General features: G+C 70.6%; 11 protein-coding genes and 1 pseudogene. 8 read left to right on the top strand and 4 right to left on the bottom strand.

What is annotated here, in order from left to right; genetic code table 11:
* Window positions 1-266, top strand: a pseudogene (locus tag FLX08_RS41030) (hypothetical protein); the annotation flags it as partial.
* Here the strand turns inward: FLX08_RS41030 and FLX08_RS37405 are convergent.
* On the bottom strand, window positions 263-934 hold the full coding sequence (locus FLX08_RS37405) for a type 1 periplasmic-binding domain-containing protein (protein WP_208761913.1): 672 nt from the start codon (window positions 932-934) through the stop codon (window positions 263-265). The pseudogene FLX08_RS41030 and the gene FLX08_RS37405 overlap by 4 nt on opposite strands.
* A gap of 175 nt (window positions 935-1109) precedes the next feature.
* On the opposite strand from FLX08_RS37405, the gene FLX08_RS37400 reads away from it, so the two are divergent.
* The 3 genes from FLX08_RS37400 (at window position 1110) to FLX08_RS37390 (ending at window position 5282) form a co-directional block, all read left to right on the top strand.
* Window positions 1110-2342 carry a HupE/UreJ family protein gene (locus FLX08_RS37400; RefSeq protein ID WP_142624994.1) on the top strand — a complete coding sequence of 411 codons (1233 nt, stop codon included), beginning with the start codon at window positions 1110-1112 and terminating at the stop codon, window positions 2340-2342.
* Window positions 2343-2458: 116 nt separating this feature from the next.
* Window positions 2459-4039 (top strand): purple acid phosphatase family protein, encoded by a 1581-nt coding sequence (locus tag FLX08_RS37395; RefSeq protein WP_142624993.1) that lies wholly within the window; start codon window positions 2459-2461, stop codon window positions 4037-4039.
* 184 nt (window positions 4040-4223) lie between these two features.
* Window positions 4224-5282 carry a WxL protein peptidoglycan domain-containing protein gene (locus tag FLX08_RS37390; protein WP_167530727.1) on the top strand — a complete coding sequence of 353 codons (1059 nt, stop codon included), beginning with the start codon at window positions 4224-4226 and terminating at the stop codon, window positions 5280-5282.
* A gap of 15 nt (window positions 5283-5297) precedes the next feature.
* Here the strand turns inward: FLX08_RS37390 and FLX08_RS37385 are convergent, their stop codons facing one another.
* Window positions 5298-7424, bottom strand: coding sequence for a prolyl oligopeptidase family serine peptidase (locus tag FLX08_RS37385; RefSeq protein WP_142624991.1), 2127 nt, complete (start codon window positions 7422-7424; stop codon window positions 5298-5300).
* Window positions 7425-8007: 583 nt separating this feature from the next.
* Here FLX08_RS37385 and FLX08_RS37380 point away from each other — a divergent pair.
* Window positions 8008-8916 carry an RNA polymerase sigma-70 factor gene (locus tag FLX08_RS37380; RefSeq protein WP_142624990.1) on the top strand — a complete coding sequence of 303 codons (909 nt, stop codon included), beginning with the start codon at window positions 8008-8010 and terminating at the stop codon, window positions 8914-8916.
* 90 nt (window positions 8917-9006) lie between these two features.
* Here FLX08_RS37380 and FLX08_RS37375 read toward each other — a convergent pair whose 3' ends face one another.
* Window positions 9007-9936, bottom strand: a complete 930-nt coding sequence (locus FLX08_RS37375; protein ID WP_142624989.1) for an SDR family oxidoreductase — start codon at window positions 9934-9936, stop codon at window positions 9007-9009.
* A gap of 442 nt (window positions 9937-10378) precedes the next feature.
* Here FLX08_RS37375 and FLX08_RS37370 point away from each other — a divergent pair, with 442 nt between their 5' ends.
* Window positions 10379-11494, top strand: coding sequence for an endonuclease/exonuclease/phosphatase family protein (locus tag FLX08_RS37370; RefSeq protein WP_142624988.1), 1116 nt, complete (start codon window positions 10379-10381; stop codon window positions 11492-11494).
* A gap of 103 nt (window positions 11495-11597) precedes the next feature.
* On the opposite strand, the gene FLX08_RS37365 is transcribed toward FLX08_RS37370, so the two are convergent.
* Window positions 11598-12377 carry a hypothetical protein gene (locus FLX08_RS37365; RefSeq protein ID WP_142624987.1) on the bottom strand — a complete coding sequence of 260 codons (780 nt, stop codon included), beginning with the start codon at window positions 12375-12377 and terminating at the stop codon, window positions 11598-11600.
* A 352-nt stretch (window positions 12378-12729) separates the two neighbouring features.
* Here FLX08_RS37365 and FLX08_RS37360 point away from each other — a divergent pair, with 352 nt between their 5' ends.
* Both FLX08_RS37360 and FLX08_RS37355 read left to right on the top strand, forming a co-directional pair.
* Window positions 12730-12933, top strand: a complete 204-nt coding sequence (locus tag FLX08_RS37360; protein WP_030508742.1) for a cold-shock protein — start codon at window positions 12730-12732, stop codon at window positions 12931-12933.
* Between the two features lie 569 nt (window positions 12934-13502).
* Entirely contained in the window at window positions 13503-14633 is a 1131-nt protein-coding gene (locus FLX08_RS37355) for a hypothetical protein (protein ID WP_142624986.1), read from the top strand.

The raw sequence follows: 14633 nt of genomic DNA, 5'->3' as shown, positions 1-14633 counted from the left end.
GGCCCGCGGTGGACTGCGCGGGTGATGGTGAGCTGCGGGATGGTGAACTGCGCTGTGGTGAACTGCGCTGTGGTGAACTGCGCTGTGGTGAACTGCGCTGTGGTGAACTGCGCGGCACTGACCCGCATGGTGCCAGCCTTGATGCGGGCCGTGATGCGGGCCTGGCACTAACGACCGTACGTGAGGCGATCATGGCCCTTGTGAAGCGGCAAGTGCTCTACAAGGTGCCGTCCATCGGCACATTCGTCAGTGAGCCGAAGGATTAGTCGAGCCAGATGACGATGCCGGTCAAGCCGTTGAGCACGGCTGCGGCGCCCGCCCGGATCGCGCGCGCCGCGCGCTCGGGGGTGAAGCTGGCGGCGTCGTACGTCGAGGACATGCCGAGCCCCTCGCCCCGGAACGACGCACCGGCCCAGTCGGCGGCGGTGACGTTCTCGGTGGGCTCGGCCAGCTCCGCGCCGACCACGAGGAACTGCTGGCCGAGGTGGTTGGCGGTGACCAGGGCCAGGGGGTCGATGAGGGCGTCGCCGGCGCTCACGATGAGGTCGGGCTTCATGTCGATCGCCTCGGTGATGGTCGCGACGTACCGGTCCGGCCGGGTGGCCGTGAGGGTCCTGAGGCTGACGCCTTCCTCCTCGGCCCACGCCTTCACCGCGTTCACCAGCGTCGTGGTCTGGCGGTCCTCCCCCGCGGTGAGCAGCACCACCCGGTAGCCCTCCGGCGGACGCACTCCGTTCCAGGAGCCGGGCCGGGGCGTGATCGTCGCCTCCGGGGCGGGGGACACGACCGGGAAGAAGCCCGGGCCGGGGGTGCCGACGGAGGTGGGCTTCGCGTGCGGCCAGGACCAGTCGTCGCCGGAGCCGCATCCGCCGGCCAGCAGGGCGGTCGCGACTGCCGCGGCCAGTGTGCAGGCAGGCAGAAGCCGAGAGCGCATGGGGATCGTCCTTCGGAGCGCCGGGAAGTGCGCCTACTTCCTACCGCATGATTCGCCGCCTTCCGATGCCCAGGACGTCTCCGCCAGACGTGGTTCCTCGACGGTTCTTTGACGAGATACCGCTCGTTCATTTCCATCGAGCAGATTTCGTACATCAAAGCCGAAAAGGAGCTATATGTCCCCCGCCGCTCGGCGTCGTGTCCGTGCTGTCATCGGCGCCGCAGCCGTGGCCGTCCTGTTCAGCGCCTTCTCCACGCTGCTGGGCGCCGCGCCCGCCCTCGCTCACGGGTTCACCTCGACGGTGTACGTCAACCTCGTCTCACCCCAGGCCGGGCACGTGCGCACCGAACTCGATCTGGAGTATGACCTGCTCGTCGTCTCCGCCGCCGACTACGAGAAGGACGACCCGCTCTTCAAGGAGGGCACCGCGGCGTTCGAGGCCGACGACGCGGCACAGCAGGCCGCCGCGCTCGACGCCCACTCCCGCTCGGTCGTCGCGTACGTCACCCAGCGCTTCGGCGTCACCGCCGGGGGCACGGCATGCACTCCCGTCAAGGACGGCGGCTTCACGCTCGGACGGCGCGAGGGCGTCCCGTACGCCCGGTTGGTCCTCGACTATCGGTGCCCGGAGTCCGCCGACGCGCACGAGGTGCGCAGCGCACTGTTCGCCGGCTCCGAGGGGTACGTGCGCGACAGCAAGACGATCGTCACCTACGACCTCGACCTGACGTCCGGAAGCACGGCCCTCGACGCCCAGCACCGGGCGTTCTCCACCCAGCAGTCCTTGTTCGAGCGGTTCTGGCAGTTCTTCCGGCTCGGCGCCGAGCACCTGCTCGGCGGGCTCGACCACATCCTGTTCCTGCTGGCGCTCATCGCGGGGTCACGCCGCCTGCGCGAGATCGTGCTTGCGGCGACCACCTTCACGCTGGCCCACTCGGTGACCTTCGTCTTCGCCGCCCTCGGCCTCGTGGAGGTGCCCGCGTCGTTCGTCGAGCCCGTCATCGCCCTGTCGATCGCGGTCGTCGCGGGCTGGCACCTGTGGCGCCTCTGGCGACGCCGGTCGCACGCCACCGACCTGGAGACGGCCGGTCACGGCCACTTCAACCTCGACCGCGCGGGCTGGACGCGGCTCGCGGTGGTCTTCTGCTTCGGTCTCGTGCACGGCCTCGGGTTCGCCTCGGCACTCGGCATCGAACAGGCCTGGTCGTGGACGCTCCTGTGGTCGTTGCTCGTCTTCAACGTGGGCATCGAGGCCGTCCAGCTGACGATCATCGTGGCCGTCTTCCCGCTGCTCGCCGTGCTGCGTCGCCGCCGGCCCATCGCCGGGCTGTGGACGACCGGGGCGATCGCGGCGGGTGTGTCCGCGATGGGCCTGGTCTGGTTCGTGCAACGCGTTCTCGGAACCTGAGATCACATCACATCTTCGATCAGGCGCAACGGTTCGACCGCCCCGCGTTCACCAACGCGACACCTCACCTCGAAATCGTGCAAATAGCTCGAATTCCCCCACACGGATGGAAAAGAATGAAGCTCGACAAGGGGACCAACAACCCCGGGCTCGTCCTCCGCCGCGCGGCCGTCAGCGCCGCCGCGGCGGCCCTGAGCGCCACCGCCGTGCTCGGCGGCGGCCTCGTGACCGCGGCCCACGCCGACCCCACCACGACGGTCAGCGGCATCGTCCTCGGCGTGGGCGCCGACCAGGCGCAGCGGGTCGTGTCGTGGTACGCCTCGGAGGGCACCGCCCAGGTGGTCCAGGTCGCGCCGACCAAGAACCTCGTGCGCGGCGAGTTCCCCAAGAACTCCGTCACCTTCCCGGCCACCGTGACGGCGAACACCGTCAACGGCGGCTACAACGGGCACGCCACGATCGACGGCCTGAAGCAGAACACGGAGTACTCCTACCGCGTCGGCACCGCGGGCGCCTGGTCCCCGGCGTACTCCTTCACGACCCAGAACTTCAACGGCAACGACTTCGACTTCCTGTTCTTCGGCGACCCGCAGATCGGCTCGTCGGGCAACACGGCGAAGGACGGCGCCGGCTGGGCGGACACCCTGAACGTGGCCCTCTCCGCCAACCCGAAGGCCGAGCTGCTGGTCTCGGGTGGCGACCAGATCGAGAGCGCCAACAACGAGACGCAGTGGAACGCGTTCCTCGCCTCCGACAAGCTGCGCCAGTATCCGTGGGTCGCCACCATCGGCAACCACGACGTCGGCGGCAAGGCGTACGAGCAGCACTTCTGGACGCCGAACACCGACCGTTCCGCGCCGTACTACAACGGCGACGCGGCCACCCGCTCGGGCGGCGACTACTGGTTCACGTACAAGAACATCCTGTTCGTCGACCTGAACAGCAACGCGTACGCCAACGGGTCCGACGCCGCGCACATCAACTACGTCACCGACGTGGTCAACAAGCACGGCCGCGGCGCCAAGCACATCGTGCTGATCTACCACCACTCGATCTACTCGCCGGCCGACCACGCCAACGACGGCGACAACCAGCAGCGCCGTAAGGACTTCCCGACGGCCTTCTCGAACCTCGGCGTCGACCTGGTCCTGCAGGGTCACGACCACAGCTACTCACGCAGCTATGTGATCAAGAACGGGCAGAAGGCGAACCCGGAAGAGCGGCCCGGCGACACCGAGGTGTTCAAGGGCCCGGGCGGCGTCATCTACGTGACGGCGAACTCGGCGTCGGGGTCGAAGTACTACGACCTCACCGCTCCGGACACGACCAAGGACCCGAACTACGGTCCCGACCCGCTGAACCCCAAGAACCACTGGGCCAACTCCGTCGAGAACCAGGAGCACGTCCGCACGTACGTGCGTGTCCAGGCGCGCGGCGACAAGCTCGTCGTCGAGAACCTCCGCAGCGGCACCTGCGCCGCCCCCAACGCCGCGGTCGAGCTCGGCAACGTGGACTGGTGCGGCCCGGACAACGGTGCCAGTGCCGCTCCCGGCGTCGGCTCCCTCGTCGACAAGGTCGTGATCCACACGAACGGCAAGCCCGGACCCGGCAAGCCCGAGCCCGGAAAGCCTGGACCCGGCAAGCCCGAGCCCGGCAAGCCCGGCAAGCCCGGCCCCGGGGCCGACCCGCTCCAGTAGTAGACGACCGGGGGCGGCGCGGGGGCCCGACGCGATGAGTGGACGGCCCCGCTCCCGGGTGGGGTGGGCACCGAGCAGGTGCCCACCCCACGACACCTCACCCTGTCCGCCGCACCCTGTCCGCCGCACCCTGTCCGCCGCACCCTGTCCGCCCGCTTCCCCAACCCATCCGAGGATCGGTCTGATGCAGCCGTCACGACCCCGTACGACAACCGCAGCACGCTCCCTCGCCCGGGGCGTCGTCGTGGCGCTGCTCGCCGCGTCCGGCCTGCTCGCAGCGGGGACGGGCCCCGCCGCGGCGGCGGACGGCGAGGTCTCCTGGACGGTCTCGACGGCGTCCAACGACTTCGGGTCCGACCGGCCCGACTACAGGTACACGCTCGACCCGGGCGGGCGGCTCGACGACGGGCTCGTCGTCGCCAACAACGGCACGACCCCGCTTCACCTCGATGTGTACGCCGCGGACGCGTTCACCACGGGGCAGGGCCTGCTCGACCTGCGCGGCAAGGACGCGAAGCAGGCCGGCGTGGACGCGAAGCAGAACGGCGTGGGTGCGTGGGTCCGCACGGACCGCCCCGACGTCACCATCCCTCCCGGTAAGACGGCCGAGGTGCCGTTCACGGTCGCGCTCCCCGACGACGCCGCGCCCGGCGAATACATGGGAGGCATCGTCACCTCACCGGCCGACGCCGGAGCGGCGGGCGACCAGCGTCTCGGCATCCGGATCCGCCTCCGCGTGGGCGGAGAACTGAACCCGAGCCTGTCGGTGGAGAACCTGCAGGTGCGCTATTCCGGCACGTCGAATCCGCTCGGCGCGGGCGACGCCACCGTCACCTACACGATCCGCAACACCGGCAACAGCATTCTCGCCGCTCGTCAGACGGTGTCCGTGGCCGGGCCTTTCGGGCACTGGGAGGCCCGTGCGGGACACATCGACGATTCGCCCCAGTTGCTCCCGGGTGACACCTGGAAGGTCTCCGTGCCGGTGAAGGGGGTGACTCCCGCGCTGCGACTGACCGGAACGGTCACGCTCGTCCCGCTGCTCACCGACGCGGCAGGCTCGATCGCCCCGCTCGCCGCCGTGGAGAGCACCGCGGGCGTATGGACGCTGCCGTGGGCGCCGCTGCTCGTCCTCCTGGTCGTCTGCGGGCTCGTCGTCGCGGCCCTGGCCGCCCGGCGCCGCCGGAGGGCCGCACTCCCCCACGGGCCGGCGCGCTCCACCACACCGCTCACGCAGGAGTGACCCGAACAGAGCTCTTCAGAGGGATTCCGCGGCGGCCTCGCGCAGGGGCACGGCCGTCTTCTTCGGTGACAGGCCGGTGTGCTCGGCGGCGAAGGCCAGGATGTCCGCGCTCAGCGCGCGTTCCTTGCTCGCGGGCGCGGCGGCGTGGGCGGTGTCGGGTTCCCGGCGCATGAGGATCGGCCGGTCCCCACTGGTGGCGTACTGGAGAGCCGCGCACATCTTGGTGACATGGGCCTCCCCCGTCTGCAGATCGGTCACCGCGCCGGTGAAGAGGAAGGCGGGATAGCCGGCTCCGGGCCTGACGTGGTGGTACGGCGAGTACGCCAGGAGCCATTCGAGCTGCTCGGGCAGGGAGGCGCTGCCGAACTCGTCGGTCCACGTGCATCCCAGGCCCCAGCGTTCGTAGCGCACCATGTCGCAGAGCGGCCCTTCGGCGACGACCGCGGCGTACAGGTCCGGTCGCCGTACGGCGGCGGCGGTGACCAGGAGACCCCCGGCCGACTGTCCGTATATCGCCAACCGGTCGGGGGTGGTCATCCCGGTCTCGACGAGCCAGGCCGCCGCGTCGTTGAAGTCGCCGATCGCGTGGTGCTTGTGGGGCCCGCGGCCGGCGTCGTGCCAGCGCCGGCCCTCTTCGCCGCCTCCGCGTACGCACGCGACCGCGTAGGTGCCGCCTGCGCCGACCCATGCGGCCGCAAGGGGGAAGAACCACGGGCGCATCGGCATGCCGAAGCTGCCGTAGCCGTACAGGAGGGTGGGCCGCGGCCCCTGCTGCTCCTCCTCCGGCGTGAACAGGAACAGCGTGATCTCGGTGCCGTCCGCGGCGCGGCAGCGCACATCGCGGCTGCGGATCCCGGGCGTACGCCCCACCGTGGCGGCGCCCGCCTCCGGCTCCGTCACACCGCGTACGGCGTCGTAGCGATAGACGGTGGGCGGCGTGGTCGCGTCGCAGTAGCTGAACCAGGCCCGATGTCCGTGGGGGACGCTCGTGCGCAGGGAGGACACGACGCCCGCGCCCGGCACGGGCAACCGGGCGAGCCGCCTGCCGTCGGCCAGGTCGTGCAGCGTCAGGGTGGAGAGGCCGTGACGGGCGCGCGCCACCAGCAGGAGGGGCCGCGCGAGCGCCGGGCCGTCCAGCACCACGCACTCGTCGAGGGGAGCCTCGGGATCCTCGGCTATCAGCGTGCGCCAGGCGTCCGGGCCGCGGTCGTGCCGATCCGCCACGCAGACGCGGCCGCACGGAGCCTCATGGTCGGTGACGAGCAGCAGGGCGCCGTCCGTGAGGAAGCGAGGCAGGACGCGGGCGCCGATGGCCTGTCCGTCCACGACCTTGACGAGACGCGGGGCCGCCGGATCGGTGAGCTCCGCCACGTACACGTCGTTGTGCGCGGCGGGCCCGGCCGTCGCGGTGACGGCCAGATGACGGCCGTCCGCGCTGACCGTGAGCCCGTAATAGTGGTCGGGGGCGTCCTCGCCGCCGAACACCACCGTGTCGTCCTGCCAGGGCGAACCGATCCGGTGCAACCGCACCCGCCGATGCAGCCGCAGGTCGCCGGGGGCCAGCTCCTCGTCGGGCACCCGGCTGACGTAGTAGAAGGCGTCCCCTCCCGGCAGCCAGGCGAGCGAGGTGTTGCGGGCGCGCGGCAACGGCCCGTCCACCACCTCGCCGGTCCGCACGTCCAGCACCACGATGTCGCTGCCGGGCTGCTCGGCGACCTCCATCTGGACGGCCACGCGTTCGCCCTCGCGGGACGGCCACCAGGCGTACAGCCCGGTGTGCCCGGACGGATCGACGTCCACCGGATCGACCAGCACCCGCCTCCCGCCCGCGCCGTCGACGACGAGCAGGCGCCGCTGCTCGTCCCCGCGGAGTTGCTCGGCGAGGAACATGAGCGAGCCCCGCACCATCGGGGGCTCCGACACCCCGAAGGAGGACACCTCGTCCATCAGAGACGCCCATGATCGCCTGTCACGCCATTGCTCGCGACAGGCCAGGAACAGGCGATCCTGGGCCGCCGCCCAGTCGCGTACGCACGCGTCGTCGCCGTTTTCCAGCCACCGATAAGGGTCGGACACCGGAATTCCGAACAGATTCTCCACGAGATCACTGCGCCGAGCGGCAGGGTAGAAAAATCGCGCCATGAATTCCCCCGCCTTCAATGGGTGCCGTGACAGGTCGAGGCACTGCGGCCCGTTTACGCCGCAGCACCTCGATTCACTCGGTTACGACTCGCCGCGGAGAATTTCCGCCTGCCAGCCGCGTACGCCGCCCACCCGGGCAGCGGGAGCGCCATCGCGATACGGCAGGTATCCAGTCATGTCGACCTCCTGGATCCGTCGACTCGCCCGATATGGGCGATTACGAGGACAACCGTCCCCGTGCCCGGGATCGATAAACGCGAGCGCCGCCTCCCGGGCTCCCATCACCGGGAATCGAAGAACCGTCAATCATCCCGCCGTTAAATCCCCCGAAAGAAACGAAAGGCGCACGGGAATGCCCGTGGAGATCGACGGCACTTCATACGCGGACGAGATAGATCCCGGGCACGGCGGCGCCAGGGCGGGACAGCAGGGTGGGACAGCAGGGTGGGACAGCAGGGTGGGACAGCAAGGGGTGGCTTGCCTGGCGCCGCCCGCGTCGCCAACCGCGGTCCCCGGTCGGAGCGCCCGTACGGCAAGTGAAAGGCTGGAAACGTCCATCCGCCGGCGGAACGGGGCCAGCACCATGAGGGATATCCGTACGGAGAGCCGTCACGGCGGGACCGAAGACCTCGACGAGGCGGCGGCCACCTTCGAGAGCCTGCGGCCCCGCCTGTTCGGCATCGCCTACCGCATCCTGAGCAGCGCCACCGAGGCCGAAGACCTGTTACAGGACGTCTGGCTGCGCTGGCAGGCGTACGACCGCGACACCGTGGCCGACCCCGGCGCGTTCCTGGCGACCGTGACCACGCGCCTGGCCATCAACGCCCTGCAGTCCGCCCGGGTGCGCCGCGAGACGTACGTCGGCCCATGGCTCCCCGAACCCGTCGACACCAGCAACGACCCCCACCTCGGCGCCGAGCGGGGCGAAGCCCTGAGCTTCGCGGTCCTGCTCCTGCTGGAGAAGCTCTCGCCCACCGAACGCGCGGCGTACGTGTTGCGAGAGGCTTTCGACTATCCCTACCGGCGGATCGCCGAGATCATCGAGGCGAGCGAGGCCGCGGTGCGGCAACTCGTCAGCAGGGCGCGCAAGCACATCGTCTCCGAGCGCCGGACACCGGTGACCCGGGACGAACAGCGCAGACTCCTCACCGCCTTCGTCGCCGCCGCCCGCGTCGGCGACCTCGCCAAGCTGGAGGAGCTCCTCGCCGCGGACGTGATCAGCTACTCCGACGGCGGCGGCGCCGTCCGTGCCTCGCGTTTCCCCGTGGTCGGCGCGTTCCGGGTCGCGAAGTTCGTCAGGGCGTTCGCGAGCCGGTTCTGGGCCGGGGTCGAGGTGGAGTGGGCCGACGTCAACGGGCAGCCGGCCGCGCTGCTGCGCCACGACGGCGAGCTGTTCACGGTCCTCACGGTCAACGCCTCCGAGGAGGGCATCGACCAGGTGCTGTGGCTGATGAACCCCGCCAAGATCACCCCGTTGTCCGTCGCGAGCTGACCCGTCCGCCTCGTCGCGTGCCGGACGCGGGCCAGACGCGGGCCGGCCTGTCCGCCTCGTCGCGGTGCGGGTGCATGCGCCGGCCCGCCCTCAGGCGGGGAACTCGACCTGGGCCAGTTGCTCGGAGACGGCCCACAGCCGGGCCGCGTCGCGCTCGACCTGGACCGATTTGTAAAGGGGCAGCTCCGTCGGCCCGCCGGTGAACTGGCCGAAGCCGTCGGGGCCGTAGAAACGGCCGCCCCGCGCCTGGGGACTGGTGGCCGCGTACAGGGCCGGTTGCAGCCCGGCGTCGACCGTCTGCACGAACAGGCCCAGCCGGAGGAGCAGCTTCATGACCCTCTCGTAGGGCGCGGGGCGGGTGCGGCCCAGGTTCGGGCCGGACGCGTAGAGGTTGGTCAGGGTCGTGCCGGGGTGCGCGACGTTGCTGACGACGCCCCACCCGCCGGCCTTGCTCCGCCGGTCGAGTTCGAGCCCGAAGAGGAGGTTGGCCAGCTTCGACTGCCCGTACGAGCGGACCGGGGAGTATTTCCGTTCGCTCTGCAGGTCGGCCCAGTCGACGGCGGCGGAGCGGGCGGCGCTGCTGGACATCGTGGTGACCCGTGCCCCGCGCAGGCGCAGCAGCGGCAGGAGCCGTGCCACCAGCGCCATGTGGCCGATGTGGTTGGTGCCGAACTGCAGCTCCAGGCCGTCCACGGTGGTCTGCCGGGCGGCGGGGGCCATCACCCCGGCGTTGTTGATGAGAATGTCGATCGGGCGGGCCTCGCGCCGAAGGGTGGCGGCGAGTGCCGCGACCGATTCCAGCGAGGCCAGGTCGAGCTCACGCGTGGAGACGGCGGCCTCCGGCACCGCCTCGTTGATCTTCTTTACGGCGGCGGCGCCCTTGTCGGGATTTCGGACCGGCAGCACGAGCTCGGCCCCGGCTCGGGCCAGTTGCATGGCCAAGCCGAGACCAAGCCCGTCGCTGCCGCCCGTCACCACGGCCACCTTGCCCGTCAAATCGGGCACTCTCACGGCATCCACTGCACACCTCCTGGTCAGCAAAGAGTTCCGGTCCGCCGACAAGACAGGACAGAAACGTCATCTGTGACACGCCGGGAGCCGCTGACCGGCGACGGGGGGTGGCCTGATGGAGCCGCTTCCGGATACTCCGTCCAGTGGGCGCGGAACTCGTCGCGGGTGACGGCGCCGCCGCCGTTCGGGCCGTTGGTGACCATGCGTCCGGCCGCCGGGGAACACAAGCGGAGTCCATGAACGGCCCAAACTAACGGCCGGGCAGGCGACCCGGGCGCGTCGCCGTACAGAGCCGAAAAGATCACTGACTACATTCGCACCGCGGGCCCGCCGGGAGATCGCATGAGCGGCCCGGGGGGATTCCGTGATCGCGCACGCGCGCATTCCCAGGCCAGGAAGATCCGGTGGTCGTCACCGGCGCAACAGGCCCAGTGCTGATGAGAGAGGCCACATGAAGCACATCCGGCTCACCAGATCGCGCCCGCCCCATGTGCTCGCTCGCGCCGCCGGCGCGCTTCTGATGATCATCCTCGTCGGTGTCGCGGCGTTTCCGTCCGGCGCGAACGCGCTCGCGGACGGTGACAGCAAATCGGACATCCGCGTCATGACGCAGAACATGTATGTGGGCGCCGACCTGCTGCCTCTTGCCAACGCACAGACACTGGACCAGTTCAAAGCGGCGGTGACACTGGCGTATCGGCAGATTCTGGCGTCCCAACCGGCTGAGCGCGCCGCCGCGGTGGCCCGGGAGATCGCCCGGGACAAGCCCGACCTCGTCGCCCTGCAAGAGGCCGACATCGTGCGCACCGGGAGCCCGCCCGCGACGAACGTCAGCTCGGACCAGCTCAAGTCGCTCCTCGCCGCGCTCGACCGGCTCGGGCTGCACTACGAGGCCATGGCGATCATGCCCGAGCAGGACGCCGAGGCCCCGACCACCCTTGGTTTCGACGTACGCATCAGCGTGCGCGACCTGATCATCGCCCGGGTCGACCGGTCCAGGCCGGTCAAGGTGTCGAACATCCAGGTGCAGCCGTACGTGGTCGACCGGGTGTTCCAGACGCCCCTCGGCCCGTTCGCCAGCCGTAGCGGCTGGGCGTCGGTCGACGCCACCATCGGCGGCCGCACCTTCCGGTTCGTCACGACGCACCTCGAACCGACACCGCCGTTCATCACGCAGCGCACGCAGGCGCAGGAGCTCATTGCCGCCGCGACGAACACCACGCTTCCGGTGGTGCTCGCCGGTGACTTCAACACCACGGCCAACGTTCCGCAGAACCCGACGTTCCCGACGTACCAGTTCCTGCTCGATTCCGGGTTCACCGACGCCTGGCGCGTGAAGCACCCCACCGATTCCGGCCCCACCTGCTGTCAGGCGCCCGACCTGCGCAACCCGGTCTCCTCCCTGACCTTCCGCATCGACCTGGTCCTGTTCCGCGGGGACTTCCGCGTGAAGGACATCCACCGTGTCGGTGAGGAGCAGAGGGACCGTACGCCGTCGGGGCTGTGGCCGTCCGACCACGCGGGCGTCGTCGCGACGCTCCAACTGCCGCACGCGCGTTCCCGCTAGAACGGCGGCCCGGGATCCCCGCGACGATCGTCGCGGGGATCGTCGCGGGGATCGTCGCGGGAATCCGGGTGGACCCTGCGGCAGGCGCCACGTGAGCGGCCTTTCAGCCCTTTGCCGGGAGGGCCGGGGACTGCTCGTGGGGCAGCAGGTAGCGCCACGACAGCACGAAGACCTGCCCCGAGCCGGTCGTGAAGAGCGACCGGCCGTACTCCTGCCCGGCGGGGACCGCCTTGGTGACCGCGCTCGCCGCCGCTCCCTCGAGGTCCTTCTGCCAGACCGGGTCGACCGTGCCCGAAGGCTCCGGAACGCCCTCGGGCCACGGCGACGGCTTGCCCTCCGCCGACTCGGCCCCTTCCGCGACCAACCGGACGCGAGTGGCGACATAGCCGGCGCCCTCCTCGGCGGCCCGGGTCGCCAGGTCCTCCATCGCCTTCTTCGCGTCCACCAGCTCTTTCGGGTAGAAGTCCGCGAGCTGCTGCAGGGCCGGCACCCGGACCTCCAGCATCTTCCCGTCCTTTCCCCGTACGCCGAGGACGGTGTCCGGCAGGTCCGTCACCGACGGTGCGCCCGGCTTCGGCGTCGCGGTCGGCGGTTGCCCGGCCAGGTCCTTCTCCAGCCGCGCGACCACCTCGCCCGTCTCGGCATCGGTGAGCGTCATCTGCCTGCTCGCATCGGCGATCACCAGGCCGTCGCCGTACAACACCACCCTCGGCGGACGCAGCACGTTCATGGTCGCGGTGACGAACCCGCCTTCCGCGCCCAGCACGGCGACCGGCTGCGCCGGCCCGTCGTCGGCCACGGCCGCAGACGTGTCCGGTTCCACTCCTCCACAGGCCGCGGTCAGCGCCGTCACCGCCAGCAGCAGAATCATTCTCAGTCTCATGCCTCACACCACGTAAGCGCCCTCACCGTGGTTCATCCTCGCGCGTCCCCCGTTCGGATCGCCCCCGACATGCGCGAACGCCGCGAGACTTCGCGAGGAGCGGGCCCCGGGACGGTTGGTCTTCGGAGGGCGCGAACGGGGTTTCTCGAGAGATTGGCGCGGGAACCACCTCTCGGCGTGTAGTGTCGGAGTACAGGTTGTGTCGAAGTCCCAGTATGCGTTGAAGCGCTTGCTGAGTTACTGACAGCGGGCGTTACCGTACGGAGCCGAGGCTTTCCCAAGGCGGTCGGTCGCAGCAGCCCGAGGACCACACCCGTGGCTCTCGAGATCGTCTAATCAAGGAGAAAGCATCATGGCTCAGGGAACTGTGAAGTGGTTCAACGCCGAGAAGGGCTTCGGCTTCATCGCCCCCGACGACGGCTCCGCTGACGTCTTCGTCCACTACTCGGCCATCGACGCCGGCGGCTACCGTTCGCTCGACGAGAACCAGCGTGTCGAGTACACCGCGGGCCAGGGCGCCAAGGGCCCGCAGGCCGAGCAGGTCCGGCCGCTCTAAGCGACGCTTCACACCGCCACCGCCGGACACGCCGAGGCGTGGCCCGTGCTCTGACGGCATCCGGCCCCGGGCTCCTCACGGAGCCCGGGGCTTCGTCATGGATCAGCTGATGAGCCGTGTCAGGGTGGAGCCGGCCCCCGATCGGTGGATTGCCAAGGGAAGGCCGAAACCAGGACCTCAGATCTCCTCGAGTTCCCGCAGGTAATCAACCAGTCCGGGGACTGTCGGCAGTATCCGCGGGTCGAGGCACAGGACGTCCCACCGCCACTCCGGCGGGGTGAACCGCGTCGAGTGTCCGTCGTCCCCGTGCACTGCGTCCCGGCAGGTCGCCCCGAGCGTCAGATCCCTCGCGCCGCGGGCGCCGGCTGGTCGAGGCGCGGGCCGCCCTTGAGCCACATGGCCGAACCCGGCCTCCTGGCCTCGCGCCGGATCCTCGTCACCGCGAACCTGGCAGCGGCCGGCCCGATGGCGCACCCCGCCCGAATGTCAGGCGACGCCCGGTCTGTTGGTCGTTAAGGTGTGGCGCAGGACGCCGGCTCGGCTCGTGACCGACCGCGGGTAGGAGCAGCATGGTCGCCATCGCTCAGTTGCCGTCCGCGGGCCGGGTTCTGGCCGGGGTCGCCGGAGGTGCCGCGGTGGCCGTTCTGTTCGCGTTCCGGCTGGCCGGCGATGACGGGTTCCCCACCGACCCGGTCGGTGTGCTCGCGCTGGCGACGGGAGCGACCGGCGCGGCCGTTGCCGCCACTCGGCTCGCCGGGGTGGGCAACCAGCGGGCCGGCAGGTTCGCGACCTGGCTCTGCGCCGCCCTGCTCGCCTATCTCGTTCTGGCGGCCTGGGCGGTATGGGTGGTCAGGGCCGGGCATCCGACCGCCGCGCTCGCGGTCGCCGCCTGGAATTCGGCGTGGATCCCGCCGCTCGCCCTGATGCAGCTCACCGCATCCGCGGCCATCCGGACCGGTTCGAGGACGCCCTGGACGCACCCGGTCCTGGCCGCGGTGATCGGCACGCTCACGCTCGTCAACGCGCTGGCGACGAAAGCGCGCGAGCCGTTCACCGGCCTGCCGACCATCGCGCCGGAGTCCTGGCGGACGGTGATCGAACCGGTGGGCACCTTCGCCACGCTGCTCGGGGTCCTTGCCCTCCTGCTCGTCCCGGTGACGCTGTGGCGTGCAGCGCTCGGCTCGGAGGGACCCGCCCGCGCGCGGATCGGGGTCGCCGCGGCCGGAGCCACCGCCGCTCCGCTCACCGTCTGCTTCTGCCTCCTGCTCGCCATTGCCCGTGACCCTGGCGCCGTCGAGCCGTCGCTGGGCTCGGTCGCGTTCCTCGTCGCGCTCGCTGGAGCCTCGGCGTTCAGCGCCGCCTGCGCGCTGATCGCCGCGCGCGGCGGCATCGAGGGCCGCCAGGTGACGATCGTCGTGCGCGGCGCCGGGCTCGCCGGCGCGGCCCTGGTCGTGCTCGGGACCGGAACCATCATCGCGGCTCCCGGTCTCCGGCTCGGCCCGGCCTCGGTCGCGTTCCTCGTCGCGGCCGTGACGGTCGTCGCCGGGGGCGGAGACGAATCGTCGCGTGCGGGCCGCGAGGATCTGGCTGGATCACGCCACCGCGAACCGGGGGCCACAGGGGCTGAGCAAGGCCGACTGAGCTGGTGCTTTCCGAAGATAGGTGCTGAGGCCGATGCCCGCACGACGCCTCCACGATGA

Source organism: Microbispora hainanensis (genome assembly GCF_006874475.1).
GTDB lineage: Bacteria > Actinomycetota > Actinomycetes > Streptosporangiales > Streptosporangiaceae > Microbispora > Microbispora hainanensis.
The sequence above is the reverse complement of the archived record's forward strand: the minus strand, read 5'-3'. Positions and strand labels throughout refer to the sequence as shown.

What these genes read in the sequence shown, in the direction of transcription:
- FLX08_RS37405 (WP_208761913.1), bottom strand. Translation starts at nt 934, where the DNA reads ATGCGCTCTCGGCTTCTGCCTGCCTGCACACTGGCCGCGGCAGTCGCG.
- FLX08_RS37400 (WP_142624994.1), top strand. Translation starts at nt 1,110, where the DNA reads ATGTCCCCCGCCGCTCGGCGTCGTGTCCGTGCTGTCATCGGCGCCGCA.
- FLX08_RS37395 (WP_142624993.1), top strand. Translation starts at nt 2,459, where the DNA reads ATGAAGCTCGACAAGGGGACCAACAACCCCGGGCTCGTCCTCCGCCGC.
- FLX08_RS37390 (WP_167530727.1), top strand. Translation starts at nt 4,224, where the DNA reads ATGCAGCCGTCACGACCCCGTACGACAACCGCAGCACGCTCCCTCGCC.
- FLX08_RS37385 (WP_142624991.1), bottom strand. Translation starts at nt 7,424, where the DNA reads ATGGCGCGATTTTTCTACCCTGCCGCTCGGCGCAGTGATCTCGTGGAG.
- FLX08_RS37380 (WP_142624990.1), top strand. Translation starts at nt 8,008, where the DNA reads ATGAGGGATATCCGTACGGAGAGCCGTCACGGCGGGACCGAAGACCTC.
- FLX08_RS37370 (WP_142624988.1), top strand. Translation starts at nt 10,379, where the DNA reads ATGAAGCACATCCGGCTCACCAGATCGCGCCCGCCCCATGTGCTCGCT.
- FLX08_RS37365 (WP_142624987.1), bottom strand. Translation starts at nt 12,377, where the DNA reads ATGAGACTGAGAATGATTCTGCTGCTGGCGGTGACGGCGCTGACCGCG.
- FLX08_RS37360 (WP_030508742.1), top strand. Translation starts at nt 12,730, where the DNA reads ATGGCTCAGGGAACTGTGAAGTGGTTCAACGCCGAGAAGGGCTTCGGC.
- FLX08_RS37355 (WP_142624986.1), top strand. Translation starts at nt 13,503, where the DNA reads ATGGTCGCCATCGCTCAGTTGCCGTCCGCGGGCCGGGTTCTGGCCGGG.